Annotated in this window: 16 protein-coding genes; 8 read left to right on the plus strand and 8 right to left on the minus strand. The window is 43.6% G+C overall.

From position 1 onward, the window contains the following. The first annotated feature begins 267 nt into the window (after positions 1 to 267). Positions 268 to 429, plus strand: coding sequence for a rubredoxin (gene rd, locus AC4II3_RS17900; RefSeq protein WP_488016247.1), 162 nt, complete (start codon positions 268 to 270; stop codon positions 427 to 429). Positions 430 to 587: 158 nt separating this feature from the next. Here rd and AC4II3_RS17905 read toward each other — a convergent pair whose 3' ends face one another. The 4 genes from AC4II3_RS17905 to AC4II3_RS17920 form a co-directional block, all read right to left on the minus strand. Further along, on the minus strand, positions 588 to 2,093 hold the full coding sequence (locus AC4II3_RS17905) for a DNA phosphorothioation system restriction enzyme (protein ID WP_488016245.1): 1,506 nt from the start codon (positions 2,091 to 2,093) through the stop codon (positions 588 to 590). Between the two features lie 128 nt (positions 2,094 to 2,221). Then, on the minus strand, positions 2,222 to 3,322 hold the full coding sequence (locus AC4II3_RS17910; RefSeq protein WP_488016243.1) for a DUF5357 family protein: 1,101 nt from the start codon (positions 3,320 to 3,322) through the stop codon (positions 2,222 to 2,224). Positions 3,323 to 3,330: 8 nt separating this feature from the next. Further along, the gene (gene fraC / locus AC4II3_RS17915; RefSeq protein WP_488016241.1) at positions 3,331 to 3,891 is read right to left on the minus strand and encodes a filament integrity protein FraC; all 561 of its coding nucleotides are present in this window, start codon (positions 3,889 to 3,891) and stop codon (positions 3,331 to 3,333) included. 220 nt (positions 3,892 to 4,111) lie between these two features. Continuing rightward, positions 4,112 to 4,324, minus strand: a complete 213-nt coding sequence (locus AC4II3_RS17920; RefSeq protein ID WP_488016239.1) for a hypothetical protein — start codon at positions 4,322 to 4,324, stop codon at positions 4,112 to 4,114. Between the two features lie 334 nt (positions 4,325 to 4,658). Here AC4II3_RS17920 and AC4II3_RS17925 point away from each other — a divergent pair, with 334 nt between their 5' ends. Both AC4II3_RS17925 and AC4II3_RS17930 read left to right on the plus strand, forming a co-directional pair. Beyond that, on the plus strand, positions 4,659 to 5,276 hold the full coding sequence (locus AC4II3_RS17925) for a GUN4 domain-containing protein (RefSeq protein WP_490722854.1): 618 nt from the start codon (positions 4,659 to 4,661) through the stop codon (positions 5,274 to 5,276). A gap of 764 nt (positions 5,277 to 6,040) precedes the next feature. Beyond that, complete coding sequence (locus tag AC4II3_RS17930) at positions 6,041 to 7,579, plus strand: DUF3084 family protein (RefSeq protein ID WP_488013674.1); 1,539 nt, start codon at positions 6,041 to 6,043, stop codon at positions 7,577 to 7,579. Between the two features lie 8 nt (positions 7,580 to 7,587). Here the strand turns inward: AC4II3_RS17930 and AC4II3_RS17935 are convergent, their stop codons facing one another. Then, positions 7,588 to 7,935 carry a hypothetical protein gene (locus AC4II3_RS17935; RefSeq protein ID WP_488013676.1) on the minus strand — a complete coding sequence of 116 codons (348 nt, stop codon included), beginning with the start codon at positions 7,933 to 7,935 and terminating at the stop codon, positions 7,588 to 7,590. Positions 7,936 to 8,604: 669 nt separating this feature from the next. Between AC4II3_RS17935 and AC4II3_RS17940 the strand changes: the two genes are divergently transcribed. Beyond that, complete coding sequence (locus tag AC4II3_RS17940) at positions 8,605 to 9,429, plus strand: NAD-dependent epimerase/dehydratase family protein (protein ID WP_488013678.1); 825 nt, start codon at positions 8,605 to 8,607, stop codon at positions 9,427 to 9,429. A gap of 307 nt (positions 9,430 to 9,736) precedes the next feature. Here AC4II3_RS17940 and AC4II3_RS17945 read toward each other — a convergent pair whose 3' ends face one another. Next, complete coding sequence (locus tag AC4II3_RS17945; RefSeq protein ID WP_488013680.1) at positions 9,737 to 11,002, minus strand: class I SAM-dependent methyltransferase; 1,266 nt, start codon at positions 11,000 to 11,002, stop codon at positions 9,737 to 9,739. Between the two features lie 97 nt (positions 11,003 to 11,099). Between AC4II3_RS17945 and AC4II3_RS17950 the strand changes: the two genes are divergently transcribed. Further along, the gene (locus AC4II3_RS17950) at positions 11,100 to 11,264 is read left to right on the plus strand and encodes a hypothetical protein (protein WP_488013682.1); all 165 of its coding nucleotides are present in this window, start codon (positions 11,100 to 11,102) and stop codon (positions 11,262 to 11,264) included. Positions 11,265 to 11,280: 16 nt separating this feature from the next. Here AC4II3_RS17950 and AC4II3_RS17955 read toward each other — a convergent pair whose 3' ends face one another. Further along, positions 11,281 to 13,059: a serine hydrolase gene (locus AC4II3_RS17955; protein ID WP_488013684.1), complete on the minus strand. Its 1,779-nt coding sequence runs from the start codon at positions 13,057 to 13,059 to the stop codon at positions 11,281 to 11,283. A 134-nt stretch (positions 13,060 to 13,193) separates the two neighbouring features. Here AC4II3_RS17955 and pedR point away from each other — a divergent pair, with 134 nt between their 5' ends. Further along, a complete protein-coding gene (pedR, locus tag AC4II3_RS17960; protein ID WP_488013686.1) occupies positions 13,194 to 13,463 on the plus strand; it encodes a photosynthetic electron transport-dependent transcriptional regulator PedR in 270 nt (89 codons plus the stop codon). Positions 13,464 to 13,857: 394 nt separating this feature from the next. On the opposite strand, the gene AC4II3_RS17965 is transcribed toward pedR, so the two are convergent. Further along, the gene (locus AC4II3_RS17965) at positions 13,858 to 14,175 is read right to left on the minus strand and encodes a DUF4342 domain-containing protein (protein ID WP_488013688.1); all 318 of its coding nucleotides are present in this window, start codon (positions 14,173 to 14,175) and stop codon (positions 13,858 to 13,860) included. Positions 14,176 to 14,342: 167 nt separating this feature from the next. Here AC4II3_RS17965 and trpB point away from each other — a divergent pair, with 167 nt between their 5' ends. Both trpB and AC4II3_RS17975 read left to right on the plus strand, forming a co-directional pair. Next, positions 14,343 to 15,608 (plus strand): tryptophan synthase subunit beta, encoded by a 1,266-nt coding sequence (gene trpB, locus AC4II3_RS17970; RefSeq protein WP_488013690.1) that lies wholly within the window; start codon positions 14,343 to 14,345, stop codon positions 15,606 to 15,608. Between the two features lie 530 nt (positions 15,609 to 16,138). Further along, positions 16,139 to 16,789, plus strand: coding sequence for a ribonuclease H-like domain-containing protein (locus AC4II3_RS17975; RefSeq protein WP_488013692.1), 651 nt, complete (start codon positions 16,139 to 16,141; stop codon positions 16,787 to 16,789). Positions 16,790 to 17,152: the final 363 nt, after the last annotated feature.

A 17,152-nucleotide genomic window follows, 5' to 3' on the forward strand; every position in this document is an offset into this window, starting at 1 on the left:
AGGGCTAGATTACTTATAGAGTCTGCGTTTTAGATTATTTCGTCGCCCCCTCAGGAAAAGGTGTCGATTTCACCAACTATCAAAAATGCTCTTACTAAGTATTATAAACAGGAAATTACAGCATTAGAAGAACTACTTGGCTACTCAGTTCCATGGCAATCATGGAATTAATTTAATAAAAAAACAATAACAAATAACACTACCGAAACAACGGGACACGATATGATCAGACTGATGAGAGAAGAACACTAATTTAGGACAATATCCATGAAGAAATATGTCTGTACCACTTGCGGCTATGTCTATGACCCAGAAGTAGGGGATCCAGATAGCGGCATTGCGCCGGGAACACCTTTTGAAGATATTCCAGATGACTGGGTATGTCCGGTTTGTGGAGTCAGCAAAGAAGATTTTGAACCGGAAGATTGACAATCGTTCATTGTCGTAATCGGTGACACTGCCACCGTTTTTTTGATCAAAAATCATGGGAGGCCAGAAAAACTGGTCTCTTAGCAAACCTGGAGTGTCAGGTCTGTCAGGAAATGTGTTCCTGTAGCGTGGCCTACGGCCAATCGCATTCTTGGCAATTAGCAATCTGGCACTCCATAGCGCTGCTGAATTTCCAGCAATTTTACCCTGGCCTCCCCAGCATTATCGGCCAACTCAGCAAACTCCAAAAATCGCTTCAACTCCTTTTTCAACAAACTCCGTTCCACTTCCCAAGTTTCCCGTCCCAAATCTGGGGGCAAAACAATCATGTCAAATAACGTTGCCCGTTCCTTACCTGGGTGCGGTCGCAACACTCGCCCCCGCCGCTGAATAAATTGGCGGGGATTGCTACTACTTGCCAGAATTACCGCAGTTTCAATGGATGGAATATCCACCCCTTCATCCAAACATCGAATTGCGACTAACCCCTGCAACTCCCCCCGCTCAAATTGACGACGTAATTCCTCCCGTTCTGCCAACGGTGTCTGAGCAGTGTACGTGTTGACCCGATACCCCAGTTGAGAACCTAGTAACTGGGTTACTGCTGCTAACTGACGCTTGCTTTCATTACTCACTTGCCCATCTATCGAACCATCCCCACAATAAAATAAGGTATGGTAGGTATTGAGACGCTTAGCCATTAACCGCTGCAACGCCCTTAACTTGTTAGCAGCCGCCCCAACTAACCTAGCTCGTTGCATCAATAACGATGTTAACGTAGGGTCATTTTCTATATCGTCTGCTTCCCCTAATGCCCAACCAATCCGTTGCGTTAATTTAGCATAGGCAATATTTTCCGCTTCTGTTAATTCCACGAACACCGGATAGTATAGGTAACGCACTAGCGCTCCTTGGCGAATCGCATCGGCTAAAGTCAGTTCTGGTTGTAATACTGAACCAAAATAGTCAAACAACGCTTCTGTACCAGCTTCATCAAAATACCGTTCCGGTGTAGCTGACAGACCAAGGCGCAGTCCAATGTTACGGGGTAAACTCTTTTCGATGCGGGTAGTCCCCAAATTATGGGCTTCATCTCCCACTATCAGGGTTTTTTCAGGAAAATACTTCAGCTGAGACTGGAAACCTTCCTTAATCAGGGTAGAATTGGTAGTGATTATGGTAATAAACGATTGTTTCCCAACCTGGAGGTTGTATAGCTGGGCAGACAGTTTACTTTGCCAACTGTAGACACTCTCGAAGGCTAAGATCGGTTCGAGATTAAAGTGTTCGCATTCTCTTGCCCACTGAGTAACCAAGTGACGGTAAGGGCAAACCACCAGCAACACCTGTAAGCCGATTTTTTGATACAGTTCCGTTGCGATCGCTAAAGCAGTAATCGTTTTACCACTACCCGTTGCCATTTTCAGGGTTCCTCGTCCCCGATGGGCAAACCAATTCGCCACCGCTTGCCGCTGATACTGCCGCAACTGAATATCCGCTGGTATCCTAGGACATCCCTTTGGTGAGTGAGTGTCAAAGGGTAGCGGTAATTGGTAAGCTCCTCCCGATTCAGCTACTTTGATATTACGGGAGGGCTGATAGTATCCTCCTGCTACACTTCCCGAGTTCACTGATAGCACGAATGGGAATTTATTGTTCCTCATTGGTCATTGGTCATTTGGTATTTGATAATTGGTATTTAGTATTTACTATTTCCTATTTGTTATTTGTTATTTGCTACTTGCTATTTGCTATTTGACTAGATGCGAGCAAGTCTTTTTCATTTGATTTTTTACCGTTTTCCTTGGTCAGCAAACACCTCAATTTCCCCTGCCCTAGAGGGTTGGCATGCCACATTACCAATTGGTTGAGAACCTAACCCGGATAGCCCATCCACCTGCTTAATTCGACAAGACTTGGTGAAGGAATAATAGTCAGGTTTGGTGTCAGGGTTTGAACGGGGGCCGTTCCAATTAGCCTGTAAGTCTAAGTTATAGTCAGACCCAGACTCCCTGGATGAAAACTTATAGGTCACTTTCCATAGAGGATCTTCAGCAACCGGTGAGCTTTGCTTAGCTTGATATTCAATCCCCTTCAGCAACTTTTGGTGATTTACTTTAAGCAGGGATTTCTCAACCTCTGACCAAGATTTTTCATTCAACTCTTCTTTCAATTGAACTTCCATCCCCTCTAATATCGATACACCTCTAGATACCATAGTGACTTGGGCAGAGGGCAATTTCCATACAAAGGAACTATGGATAAAATCATCACTCAGTAAGCTAGGATATTGCACTAGCCAGTTTTGAATCACGAAATAAAACTGTATCCAGCAGCTAATCAGGAGCTGGCTACCGAATAAGATAACTAGATATTGACGTTCTGCTGGAGACGGTTTTTTAACCTTAAATTTTACTGCTAAAATATAGGGTAAACTCGCAATTGCGGCTGATATCAATGGCCAACTAATGAACGCCAAGGATGATACCTCTCCTGAGTCTATGCCCAATAAATAGGTACTGATCCCATCAATTCCGAGCTGGTATTCTCCAAGGTTTAAATTGATGCCGAATAGATAAATACTAGTTAATGCGCCAGTAATCCAGGGACCTAGGGGCAAGCCTGTCTTGGCATTTTTTTTCTTCTTGGCAATTCTTAGCTTAGCCGCCGCTGCCGTTACCCAGTAGACAAATAAAATAAATAAAATACCACCACAGCTTGCTATCAGCCGTTGTACAAATCCAGTGGCTAACCCTGCCATTACATAAGAAAACACAGTTAGCCACATTATAGCCTGCCAGGAAAATGCCTTGGGAGGTTTCAGTACCTTTACCACCCAGTCTACCACCGCTAAGCCAATGACAAATTCAAAGAAGGATGTGAAAAATTTCACGACGCTAGTTATCCACTAATGGGGTTGACATAAAGGAAACGCAGAAACAAAAGTAGTAAGATAGCGCTATAGCTACAGGAATTAGCAATGAGGACGACCATAGCTCGATTTTCCCCACCCGATCCTCTCTGACCAGAGCGCCTAAAGGATAATGACTTTTCCTCATCAGAAGCCGATTTGGAAGCAGTTCCTTGATCTTCAGCTAGTTCTAAAAAGATTTTGAGTAACCTCAGCCCTGCCAGCTTAATAATAAAGGAAATAAAGAAAATTGCGATCACACTGATAGCGATAAGAGCATAAAAATTGTCTGGCTTATCCTCTGAAAAGTGATCGAAAAAGATATAACTAATCATCTGACCTTGAAATCCCGTAGGGAGTTGGTCGTGAAGGGCAAAAAAACACCACCAACCTACAATGGTGGAAAGTAGATTAATCGACGCTGCTTGCTGCATGCTGGTTTTGCGGTTGAGTTTTAGCCCTCGTTGTAAGACTATCCCTTCCACCGCAATTACCACCAGCAGGAAGAGAATTTGAAACACGACCGTCTGTAGGGGCCATACAGGTGCCATAATTTATAGGTTTGCTCCAACGTAAGAATTTGCATTAAAAACCCTTTGAGCCACATTTTACCTGCACGATTCGGTGAAACTTGGTTTTGTTGACACCTTGTGTTGACACCTTGTGTTGACACAAGGTGTTGACACCTTGTGTTGACACTTTACAGTTGATTATTGTGTGTCAACCGTCAACAGAAATGGAGCAACTAAACGGGAGCAGGTCTGATGTTCATTAAATTAGACTACCAGTAATTTTCGGATACTGGTAGTGAAATTGAATGAGGGGTGTTACCCCTAAGGCTTTGTCTTGATGCAGTCGCTCATGGGGGGAACCACGCCAGTTGCTCATGGGGGAAACCCCCTTTGGCGGCACTGGCTCCCCAAGACCGCGCTGCATCGCTTCTGGCGGGTTTCCTGTTACACTCCATAACCACAGGCTATACATTGAAGCACGACAAGGAACATCTGTAAAGATGCGATTGGCCGTAGGCCACGCTACGGGATGCTCCTAGGTCGCCACTACTTGAGGTGCGAACGCTCCAATTCAAAATTAAAAATTATTAATTCAAAATGACAATCAGTGGGGGCTTGTACCCGCCACTGATTGAAGACCAAGTTGCGAAAATTCAGTGGGGGCTTGTACCCAGAATTAATTAATTCAAAATTAAGGCCGTAGGCCACGCTGCGCGAACTGATTTTCTTTATTTTGAAGTTTGAAGTTTGAATTTTGAATTACCACTAGGGGTCAGTGTCTGCTAGTTGACTCTTGGGGCAATGCTATGGTTGATGGGTGTACCCCACACCTGACAGAGAAGCCAAAACTAGATCTTTACTATATCTTTGCTGATCAACTCCCATCATCATGGCGCAAACCTATGACACGACATCACTATGAATCTGAACTCAAACTGCATTCAGAAAAAGGAGTAGACTACACTAAACTGCGAGACGTACTAGCAGCAGGCAAGTGGAAAGAAGCCGACCTAGAGACAGCCAGGGTACTATTGGAAGCAGCAGGTCGAGAAGCTGAAAAATGGCTAGATGTAGAGTCCCTCAAAACATTTCCCTGTGCTGACCTGCTGACCATTGACCAGCTTTGGGTAAGATACAGCCAAGGACACTTTGGGCTTAGTGTTCAGCAGTCTATTTATCAAGAGGCCGGAGGAGACTGCGTTAGGCTAGGTGAACGCATCGGTTGGAGAGTCAGGGGAGAGTGGATAGCCTATAGTAAAATCAAATGGAATCTAGATGCCCAGATGGGACACCTACCCGTCTGTATGGCATTCATCTGGAGTAATCATCGGTCTGTATCCGGTATCGTGTGGTTATCTCGGGTAGGGTGTGAGGCGTGGTATAATTCATTAATGCAAAGACTTTTAGAGTGTAGCATATTATAAGCGTTACAGCCCAAGGAAATAATTCTTTCAACAAAAATTTTAAACAAAAATCTTTGCTACGAATTCTATAAACATTTTAGAGATTTCAAGGTTAGTTTGATAACTAAAAACTACCAGGTCTATTGTTTGGAGCGCGCTTTGTACAAACTAGGGATGATTTGTTAGTGTATGGGTTACTCCCCACGCCCTACTGCTGGTGCTGGAAGTCGATAAATCGTTTCCGTAAACAAATATAATTCTCTACACCTATGAGATAGGCTGTATCTGGATAGACAACAATGGAGTATTGAAACTCTGCGCTCTTGCATAGGCGCAGATTCTTCGGAGGAGTTAACTAACAAATGTTAGCCATTGCTCGAAACAATCACATCAACCTAACCTACCCTAACACCAATAGGCTTGCAGTCCATCAGGTAGTGCCAATTACCCCTAATCTCTTACGGTGGTGGGGGTTGAGGTTACCTTTAAGTATATGGTTTGTAAGTATGTGGTTTGATTCACTAGCCTTAAAGCCTTTGCTTGTAGGGGCTAAAACTAGACTAGGTGGCTGTAGCCAATCAATCATTTCGATTGATTGTCTTTTCAGTGGAAGCTCCCACCATTGGGAGTACCAGCCAACCAAAAGATTTTTTTTGTATAACTATTATTGTAGTACTTTGACAGCAGTTAAAATCGCATCCTCGCGTTTTATCAACCATATAAATAACCACATAATAAATAACCACATAAATAATAGTAGTTTCCACTGTCCCGTGAGGCTTTAGATGACCAGCGCTTATATCCTGATAGCCTCAATTTTGGTGTTGGGGGGGTTACTCGCTACCTTAGGCGATCGCATGGGTACACGAGTAGGAAAAGCACGGCTGAGTTTATTTAATCTACGTCCCCGTACTACTGCCACAGTAGTAACAATTATCACCGGTGGCTTAATTTCCGCCTCGACCTTGGGGATTTTGTTTGCCACCAGCGAGTCTCTACGGGATGGGATTTTTGAACTTGATAATATCCTCAAAAAACTTAGAAGTGCTCGCCGGGAGGTCAGCCAATTAGAGGATGAAAAAAATCGAGTAGCGCAGAAGTTAGAGGAGGCCAAAGCAGAGCAAATAGAGGTTCAGAAGCGTTTGGATGAAACCAATCGAAATTTCCAACAGGCTCAAAATCAACTCAAAGATGTCTCTGCTCAGGTTGGGGTGCTGCGTACTGAAATTAAGTCACTCCTAGGGGAACGTCAGCTGCTAATCCAACAGCGGAATCAACTCAATGAACAAATTACCCAACTCCAGAGCCAAATCACTCAATTAAAAGAATTGGTGAAAAAACGGGATCAGGAAATGCTGGAGCTAGACCAAGCTATCCAGCAGCGAGACCAAGCTATCCTCAAACAAGACCAAACGATCCAACAGCGGGATCAGGAGCTGGCTGACAAAGACCAAGCTATAAAACAATTTGACCGCAAAATTGCTGAACGAGATCAAGTCATTGCTCAGCGTGAAACTTTCCTAAAACAACTCGAACAAGAACTTAAAGAACTTGAACAACAACTTAAACAAAAGGAGCGTCAACTTGCTGAACGTAATCAACAACTTGAATCACAAGAAAAACAACTGGCTTTTTTAAAACGGGAACTAGCAATTCTAGAACAGTACTATCAGAATTATCGAGTACTGCGTCAGGGAAATGTTGCTTTAATTCGTGGTCAGGTACTCACTTCCGGAGTAGTACGAATTGTCGATCCAACAGCGGTAAATCAAGCCGTTGATCAACTGTTGAGCCAAGCCAATAAGACAGCCGTAGACATTACCCGTGCTAGTAGCAGTAATTTCCAAGAGCCACTGGTGCAAATTACTCAAGCACAAGTGGATCAGTTAGTCCAGCAGATTCAAGATGGTAGAGACTACGTGGTGCGAATTCTTTCAGCAGGTAACTACGTTGAGGGGGAAAAACCAATACAAGTATTTGCAGATGCAGCCCTCAATCAGCTTGTCTTTAAGGGGGGTGATGTCCTTGCTACCATCTCCACTAATCCCTCAACTATGACCAATGAACAAATTCGCAAGCGCCTCGATCAGTTATTGGCAGCCTCTGAGTTCCGTGCCCGTCGCGCTGGGATTTTGGGTGATATTCAAGTTGGAGATGGTCGGCTGACCACCCTAATCAACTTTATTGAGCAGCTGGAGCAGTATGGCCAACCCCTTAATGTCAAGGCTATTGCCCAAGAAACTGCCTACACAGCTGGTCCTTTAAAAATGCAGCTGGTAGCGACCTACAATGGAGAAGATGTTTTTAAAACTATTGTTAACTAGCTAGGTTGTTAACTAGCTAGCTCCTCCGCAACTTGCCAATCGGGATTGTTATTAACTGCCTCCTGAAGTAGCTCAAAAATTTGCCGACAATGGTTATTAACCTGTAGAGGTAACTCTTCATTTTTGACGACAAAATTGATGGGCACTTGTTGAGCAGTGGCTTTCGATTTGTCAATCAATACGTCCACTGTCACGAGCTTGGTAAAGGATATATTACCCGGACTCTCTCTTGCCATTATATAGTCATCACTCTCGTAGAGAATTTCCAAATCGCAGGATTTTAGAACCTCAATCAGTAACGGCAGAAGACGATCAAGGGAAATAGTTATTTTAATCGAACGAGTGTAGCGAGCCATATAGACCTGGGGCTTGCTGATAGCTAAACTTTTCTATCTTGACATTCCCCCGTGGGAGGGATTGCTCCCACGGGGGATTCTTGGTTAATCGACTCGCCATAACCTGAAAGGTTTATACCAATCAAGCTAGAGGGCAAATCTTCCCAAGGGTTTTAGGTCTTATTGACCCAGTTTTCCGCATTCCCTGCTGTAACTTGTTTATCCGGCTGTTGATAGCTAACTAGTTTTTTGCTTCTAAGCCGACCTAGTTGACCAAATTGTTAGGCAAGGATTACGCAGTACCGATACTTTTCACTTTACTCTACGGACGAAGGATTTGGGGAATAAATTATTGTTTTTTTAACTTATTTTTAAATTATTGCTTTAAGTTATTGGTTTAACTTGTTGGTTTATTACTGTATTAGTTGATTAACTAATTTCTTGGTAACTTTTGTTACTTGCTAAATTTGGCCTTCCTACTCTTGTTAAAACTTTCTTGTAATCCAGAATTATTTTAACGCAATGATATCCAGATGTCAAGAAAACTATCCACGGCGGTTAAAACCGCCCTATACACTCACGTTTAATCCCCGTTTTAAAAAGACGGAGTTTTCAAGGAAAGACCCAAGGGGGTAAGCTTGCGCGAAGGTAAGATTTTTTATAATAATCGAATTTTCAAACATACTAACCATGAATGTAGCAATCATTGGGTGTGGATACGTTGGTAGTGCAGTTGCTGACGTTTGGCATCAAGAGTTAAGGTTATCCACTACAGTAACCACTACTACCCCTGAGCGCCTCCGAGAACTAGAAACAATTGCTGACCGAGTCGTTGTGGTTAAAGGAAATGACCCTATTGGTCTAGAATCGGTAGTGAAAAACCAGGAGATTATTCTTCTGTCTGTAGGTGCTGCCAATGGTAAGGTCTATCAAGAAGCCTACTTAGACACAGCCCACACCTTAGTTTCTGTGCTCAAAACCGCTCCTACGGTACGACAGCTAATTTACACGGGAAGCTATGCTGTGTACGGTGATCGACAGGGAGGCTGGGTAGACGAAACATCACCAATTGCTCCCCCTAGTCCCAATTATGAAATTCTGGCGGAAACTGAGCAGGTATTATTATCAGCATCCAATCCTAATCTGAAGGTTTGTATCCTGCGTCTGGGAGGAATTTATGGTCCGAAGCGGGAACTAGTCAAAATATTTGGTCGATTCGCAGGTACTACTCGTGAGGGTTCGGGTCAAGAAGTCACCAATTGGATTCATCTAGATGACATAGTTGGTGCGATAGAATTTGTCCGTTCTCACCAACTGCAAGGGATTTATAATCTAGTAGATGACCAAATACTGACTTATCAAGACTTGCTTGAAAAAGTATTTAAACAGCACAACTTACCCTCTGTATCCTGGGATTCATCCGTTACTAAAGCCCGACCTTACAATGCCCGAGTGTCAAATAAAAAAATAATTGATGCAGGTTACCAGTTTATTCATCCAGAAAAAATTTTCTAATCTGATTACTCGGTGGGATTAGTTTACTGAAAACTAGCCTAAATATAAAGAACGAGGCGATTGGTGCATGAATCGCCTCTAGCCAAGATTCAACAAATACACTATCTAAAACAAGTGTGAATTTTTTGTGATATATAGGATTTTGGATTTTGGATTTTAGGGAATCGGGAATTGGGAATCGGGAATCGGGAATCGGGAAAAAATCTTGTTTACCTGATTACTATCAGAACCGAGAATTACCCTTAATAAAAATCTCCCCATCTTCCCACACTCCCCTGTCTTTCCTATTTCCCCGCGCCCAGCCCTATTAGCTGATCGGTGGTACGGTTAACCCTTTAAGAGCCACCCGTTCTGCTGATGGCGTTAATCCCTTACTTTGAATTAAAACCCCAAAGCCACCCAATCCGGTGGGATCGATCAACTGGTGTAACTGTTGGCGACGCTGCATAATCTTGATCACATCCTGTGCTGTTGCGTTCGCATTTGCCATTTCTCTAGGATCAGAAAGGGCAGCTATGCGATCGCCTAATCCCAATGCCATTAGAAACAACCCTTGCTTGGTGAAACCTACCTTGCTCAAACCACATAACTCTCCTTGTCGCTCTAAGGCAGTAAAATCCACATGAGCAGTAATGTCTTGTTCGCCGATATAACTATAGGGGTTATTATGGTGGCGGTGGCGATAATAACACTGTAATGTTCCCTGATCACGGGCTGGCAAATAATACTTTTGGGCTGGATAGCCATAATCAATGGTTAGGAGAAACCCCTGGTTTAACCGTTTCGCAACCGTTTTTATCCAATCCAGTGCAGCGAGATTCACCTCAGAGCGATAACCCTCTGGATAGGAACCAGAGAACAAATTAATACCTACCCAATCAAAATACTCTCTCAGTTGCGGTGTAGAAGGGGTATCTAAAACTTCTACAAACTTAATTTCATCGCCATCCTGATCAACTGTTGCGATATAAATTTCTTTGATATCTCCTGCTTGCAGCACAACTTGATGTACCGGTAACGCATCAACCAATTCGTTAGAAAAACAGCAACCAGTCACGGAATTGTCTTCTATTTCTTCCCAAGAACACCACCGCACAGGTAACGAGTGCTGGTGATTGTGCAGTCTAGGTAGGTTTAGTTTCAACAACAGCTGCTTCTGTTGAGCAATCATTGCTGTTGCCTTTTCCACAATGATGTAATTTACCGCACCATAGCAATCTGGGTAGTGCTGGTGCAAGTAAACTAGAACATCTGCTGCTAGGAGTCCCTGTCCTGCTCCCATTTCCATCAGGGTAAAGGGTAATGGTTGTTCGAGGATATCCCACATTTGGGCAAACTGTTCAGCAAGTAATTCCCCGAAGTCTTTTCCTAGGTGGGGTGAGGTAAAAAAGTCTCCTGATGAACCAATGTTAACTGCACCACTGGCGTAGTAACCTAGCTGTGGATGGTATAGTGCTAAGTCCATGTACTGGGCAAAGGTAATTCGCTGCTTGGGTGCTGTAGCAATGTGATTAGCAATTACCTTGGATAGGGGTTGAGTAGATGGAAGGTTTGAATTCAAGAAATTAGTCATCAGGGAACAGGCAAGAGGCAATAGGCAATAGGCATGCTAGACCCACCCCTAACCCCTCCCAGGAGGGGAAGGCAAGAGGCAAGAGGGAAAAAATCCTGTGTACCTCATTACTATGAGAAAGGCTATAGCATTTCTCAACTATAGCGTTTGTCGCACTTATGAGGTAAAGTCTTTTTTGACGCTAACTCCCTCTTTACTGTTGCCTATTGCCTGTTGCCTATTGCCTGTTGCCTTTTGTCTTTTGCCTTTTGCCTTAAAATGAAGAGAATTGCTATAGCTTAGGTAGACACTTTTTTATTAGCCGTGAATACCCCATTGGGTTGAGTAATCACTGCTTGAGTCACCACCCCAGCATTATCGGTAGTGAAGTTAATACTATATCCTGGTAAATCCTTAAAATAAAATTCGGTTCCTTGGTAAGGAACTAACTCTATCTCTGGCTGACCAGCTAATGACACAACTAGTTTATTATCTTTGATCAAGATAGTCAGGGATTGACCAGAAAAGTCATAGTCACCCACAAATTTTTCCATAAAACTAGTCGTTAACATGCTCTGGTCAGGCATCCGTTCAAATACAATATCCTTCACCTTCGGTTCTAGAGGTATGGACAGTCTCTGAATAGTTCCTTTGGGGTCATTAAAGAAAGATAATAGTTGAAAATAATCCTCAAGCATTTCTGATAGTAATTCAAAACTATCATAGTGGTAGTGCTTTAGTTCATAAACAATTGAATTATGAGTTGCCGTTAACTGCTGGTCTTTGATCGCAATGGAAACTATTCCGTATCCGGGATGCTCAAAATCTCCTGTGTAATCTTCTAGGGGATGTGAGGGTTGAGTGTCAGTTTTACGCTGTGCTTGGGTGTTTTGTTTGCCTTGAACAGCCGCTTGTTTAGCTTCCTCAACCTTACTCTTAATCCTTTCATTCCAAGGAACTTCGTCGAGACCGAGTAAGCGATCGCAAATGTGATAAGTGATAATACTTGGCAATGGGGTTCTTTCGAGATTGGTGAGAACTACCACACCAATTTTATCTTGAGGCATCAACGTTGTTAGGGCAGAAAATCCGTCAATACCACCCCCATGCTGAACGTGATTATGACCTCGGTAGGCAGTGAGGTTCCATCCTAATCCATAAGAGGAATGCCAGATTTCCGGATATTTAAGGGATGACGGCATCACGATTTGTGGCGTATACATCTGAGTCAAAATACCAGGGTTGATAATCTGCTTATCCTCATAGTTTCCCTGGTTTTGATGGAGTAGAAGCCACTTCGCCATATCAGTAACATTGGAATTAATAGAGCCAGCAGGACCAATAGTGTCGATATTGCGAAATGGGATGGCTTTAACTACGTCATCTTTCTCTCGATAAGGAAGGGAAAAATTCTCAGTATCCTGGGATTTTACAACGGAAAAATTGCTGTCTCCCATCGACAAGGGATTAAAAATTTCCTGCTGAACAAATTCTTCCCAGCTGCTCTCAGAAATTTCACCGACTAAGTAGCCAGCCGTCATGTACATCAAATTTTGATACTGATAGACACTCCGCAATTCATGATTAGGTTCGAGATACTGTAAGCGCTCAACTATTTCTTTACGAGTCAAAGAACTGTTATACCAGATAGCATCGTGACGGGGTAAGCCAGAACGATGAGTGACTAGGTCACGGAGAGTCATGTGTTCACTAGCATAGGAATCGTATAATTTAAACGTGGGCAGATAATGTCTAACTGGTTTATCCCAATCTAATTTTCCTCGCTCAGCCAAGATGCCCATAGCCATTGTGGTAAAGGCTTTAGTGCAAGACCCAATCGCAAAGATGGTTTGAGAGGTTACTTTTATGCCTTTTTTTACATCCCTAAAACCAAAGCCCTCACAAAAGATGATCTCGCTATCGTGAACAATAGCGACTGCCAGCCCTGGGACTTTCCACTCTTCCATTCTCTGATTAATAAAATCACTAAGACCTTCCATTAGTGGCTCTCCATTGATGTGAATTTCACAAGTTTCGACTAGTTCCCACACTTCCCACACTTCCCACACTCCTCCCACTCCCCTTTCCGGAATTCCTATTTGTCCGGTTTACTGATAATCTATTCATTCACCCATAGCAGATATCGTGAAGCGGTTCACCGTTGGCGGTAAAATTAGATAAGATAGGTATATCTACTAGAGAAAAATTACTTATGGCTAGTGGTAAATCCCAGACTACCGCAACTCTATCTCAGCGGGAAGTGCAAATCATCGAACATGTAGCGGCTGGTTTAACCAATCTCGAGATTGCTCAGGAGCTGGCAATCAGTAAGCGCACTGTTGATAATCATATCAGTAACATTCTGACCAAAACCTCCACTGATAACCGGGTTGGTTTGGTTCGTTGGGCCTTATTGTGGGGCAAAGTTTGCTTGAATGATGTCAATTGCTGTCCTTTACCAGCCCCTGGTCAAACCAAGTGATACCAATCACTTATCCAGTCCCGGAGACTATTGAATCATTAACTTAACTGATAGTTTTCAGAGTCGGCTTGAAGCTAGGATTAGCCAGTTTTGCTCAGGTTGCTTTGGTCAAGTCACCAGTTCATTACATCGGTGCCACTCGCAACCGCCCAGCGACTGAGCAAGAAACCCATGATTATATAAGTCACACTGGCATAATTAGTTTACTTGTCCAGAGTGACTTCTAGGCTTTTGGCTGACTGCTGATCACTAAAAGCTCATAAATCAAAATTGACCGCTCAAGGTATATCTTAAGTATATCTTAAGTATATCTTTAGCGATCGCGGGCAATCTTTGTGTATTATGCCCCATACCTATTTAGGCGTTAGGGTAGATATCGTCGATATCTAGACCACTATTCCTTTCGTTCTACCACTACTTTCAATCGAGCCGCCAATGCCCCGATCGCTCCGAGGGGGAGTAACCAAGGAGCCAAGAAAATAGCAGTAAATCCTCCTAATACGCCAAAAGTTAGCGGAATCTCCAACAAAATCCGATCCTGGTCATTTTTGATCATAATTCGGCGAATATTCCCCTGATTAATTAGGTCTTTAACTTTGTCAATCAGGTCATTACCACTAATACTGAATTCTTCGACACTGACCTTTGGCTGAACATCTGTCTCTACGGGATTGGAGTGATTGTTTATTTGTTGATCAGTTGGTTCATTCATGGTAAGCTGCTAACGCACCGGCTTGGTAATTATGGTCATTACTTTTCTACATTAGCTCAAAAATAATTGTTAATGTTGATACAAAATGCTATAGGACTGGTGGTAAAGGATTTTGGGTTTTATAATAAATAGTCGAGATGTTCGTTCTATAATTGCTTGACACCGCTGTGACTAAAACCCCCCTACCCCTTAGTATCGGTGACCATAGGGATCACCACACCCAACAACCGGACGCTTTGGGACGTTTTGGGAAATTTGGTGGTAAATATGTTCCAGAAACCCTGATGCCTGCTCTGAGTGAACTAGAGCAGTCTTTTGAGCAATACCGTAATGACCCGGATTTCCAACAGGAACTACAACAACTGCTGCGAGACTATGTGGGACGTCCTAGTCCTCTGTATTTTGCTGAACGTCTGAGTAACTACTATACCAAATCTGATGGTAGTGGACCACGGATTTATCTAAAACGGGAAGATTTAAATCACACCGGTGCTCACAAAATAAATAATGCTCTGGCTCAGGTATTGCTAGCCCAGCGCATGGGTAAGGGGCGCATCATTGCTGAAACGGGAGCGGGTCAGCATGGTGTGGCTACCGCAACAGTATGTGCTCGATTTGGTCTCGAATGCGTCATTTATATGGGCGTTGAGGACATGGAACGGCAATCCCTGAATGTGTTTCGGATGCGCCTACTGGGAGCAACGGTGCAACCGGTATCCGCTGGGACGGGTACTCTCAAGGATGCTACCTCGGAAGCGATTCGAGATTGGGTGACAAATGTGGAAACCACTCACTATATCCTTGGGTCAGTGGCAGGTCCTCATCCTTACCCAAAAATGGTACGGGATTTCCATGCTGTGATTGGCCAGGAAACTAGGGCTCAATGCTTGGAAAAATGGGGCGGTTTGCCGGATATATTGTTAGCTTGTGTTGGGGGTGGCTCCAATGCCATGGGTCTGTTCCATGAGTTTGTTAATGAACCTACTGTGCGGTTGATTGGCGTGGAAGCAGCAGGCGCTGGTGTAAATTCTGCTAAACATGCGGCTACCCTCACTCTGGGACGACCAGGAGTGTTGCACGGGGCAATGAGTTATTTACTCCAAGATCAGGATGGTCAGGTGATCGAAGCTCACTCGATTAGTGCTGGCTTGGACTATCCTGGTGTCGGTCCTGAGCATAGCTATTTGAAGGATAGCAGTCGGGCAGAGTATTATAGTGTTACAGACCAAGAAGCCGTGGCTGCGTTTCAACGGTTGTCTGAGCTGGAGGGAATTATACCGGCACTGGAAACATCTCATGCGATCGCATATCTCGAAACTCTGTGTCCCCAACTCAGTGGTAATCCCCAGATCGTGATTAACTGTTCCGGTCGGGGTGATAAGGATGTGCAAACTGTTGCTAAATTTATGTCAGCTCAGACCTCGAAAGATTAAGAAAATAAAAAATACATAGGAAATGTGGACTGTCAAAGGTAAATTGTAAACTACGATACAGTAATTCCTAGAAATTAGAGCCCAGCTTTTAGCCAGCCTGCTCATGCCAACACCATTGGTCAAGATTAGTTTGGGAATGCTGATCTTTACTGTGGAATTAACCCAAGTTTTTATCAAGGGTTCTTAACTCTACTAACCACTGTGATTTAGTTGGTAGTTATGGTGCTATAACATCGCTTTACAGCGATAACTAACACTACTAACTAACACTGCTAACTAACACTGCTAACTAACACTACCGGTAGTGGTTACTCTCAGTGGTTACTCTCATCTTCACGAAAAACTGTGCCCCAGACGTTCTGATCATGGGAACAGAAAGGGTACCCCATAGGAGCATCGAATAAACCAAATCCTGGGAGTTATTCCCATCAAAGACTATCCCATCAAAGACTATCCCATCAAAACTATCGCATCAAACACTATCCCATCCAACAAGCTTCTAGAAACTACAACCTATAACCTTTTAACCAATGACCAACACAACTGTAATCGAAGAATTGAAGGATTTTCAAGTTTGCGATCGCGATTTAACCGAATCTATATGCCAAGAGTATCTAAAAGCAGATTCCCTCGCGGTGGATACCGAAACCATGGGACTGATTTACCAACGCGATCGCTTATGTCTTGTACAGCTGTGTGATCCACAAGGACGAGTCACCTTTGTCCGCATTGACAAAGGACAAACTGAAGCACCCCGATTAAAACAGTTGTTAGAAGCGACTAATGTGCTGAAAGTATTTCACTTTGCTCGGTTTGATGTCGCTATGCTCAGGCAAAATCTCGGTATTGAAGTTAATCCTGTATTCTGCACCAAGATTGCTAGTAAATTAGCCCGCACCTATACTAGTAGCCATGGTCTCAAAGAGTTGGTCAAAGAGCTAGAACGGATAGATTTGGATAAAAGTGCTCAGAGTTCTGACTGGGGTAATGTTGCTAACCTGTCTGATCAGCAGTTGGAATACGCTGCTAATGATGTACGCTACTTGTTAAATGTGCGGCAAAAACTGATCAATATGCTGGAACGGGAAGACCGCTGGGAATTAGCTCAACAGTGCTTTGAAGCGTTACCGACTATGGTATCTCTCGATTTGTTGCACTATCGAGATGTATTTGAACATTGAATAATCAGAGACTGCTAAGTAAAGTTTAACAAACAGTCTCTCAAGCTCCAATGATCCAACTTAAACTAGTAGAGGGGGGTGTGACCCATAGCCCACAGGGGTAGGTTTTTAACAAACACCTCAGGTGTGGGGTGTGGGTTGTGGGGTGTGGGGTGTGGGGGTACAGACAAGCGATGCAGCGCCTTCATGGGGGGGTTTCCCCCACTCGCTATTGCATCAAGACAATATACTTAATTTGTCGTTGTCTTGATCCCAAGCGCGAGTGGGGGAAACCCCCTGTTCCGAAGCTGCATCGCTAAAAATCATCATTGTCTTGATCCCAAGCGCGAGTGGGGGAAACCCCCTGTTCCGAAGCTGCATCGC

The sequence above is a fragment of the Moorena sp. genome, from assembly GCF_982860115.1.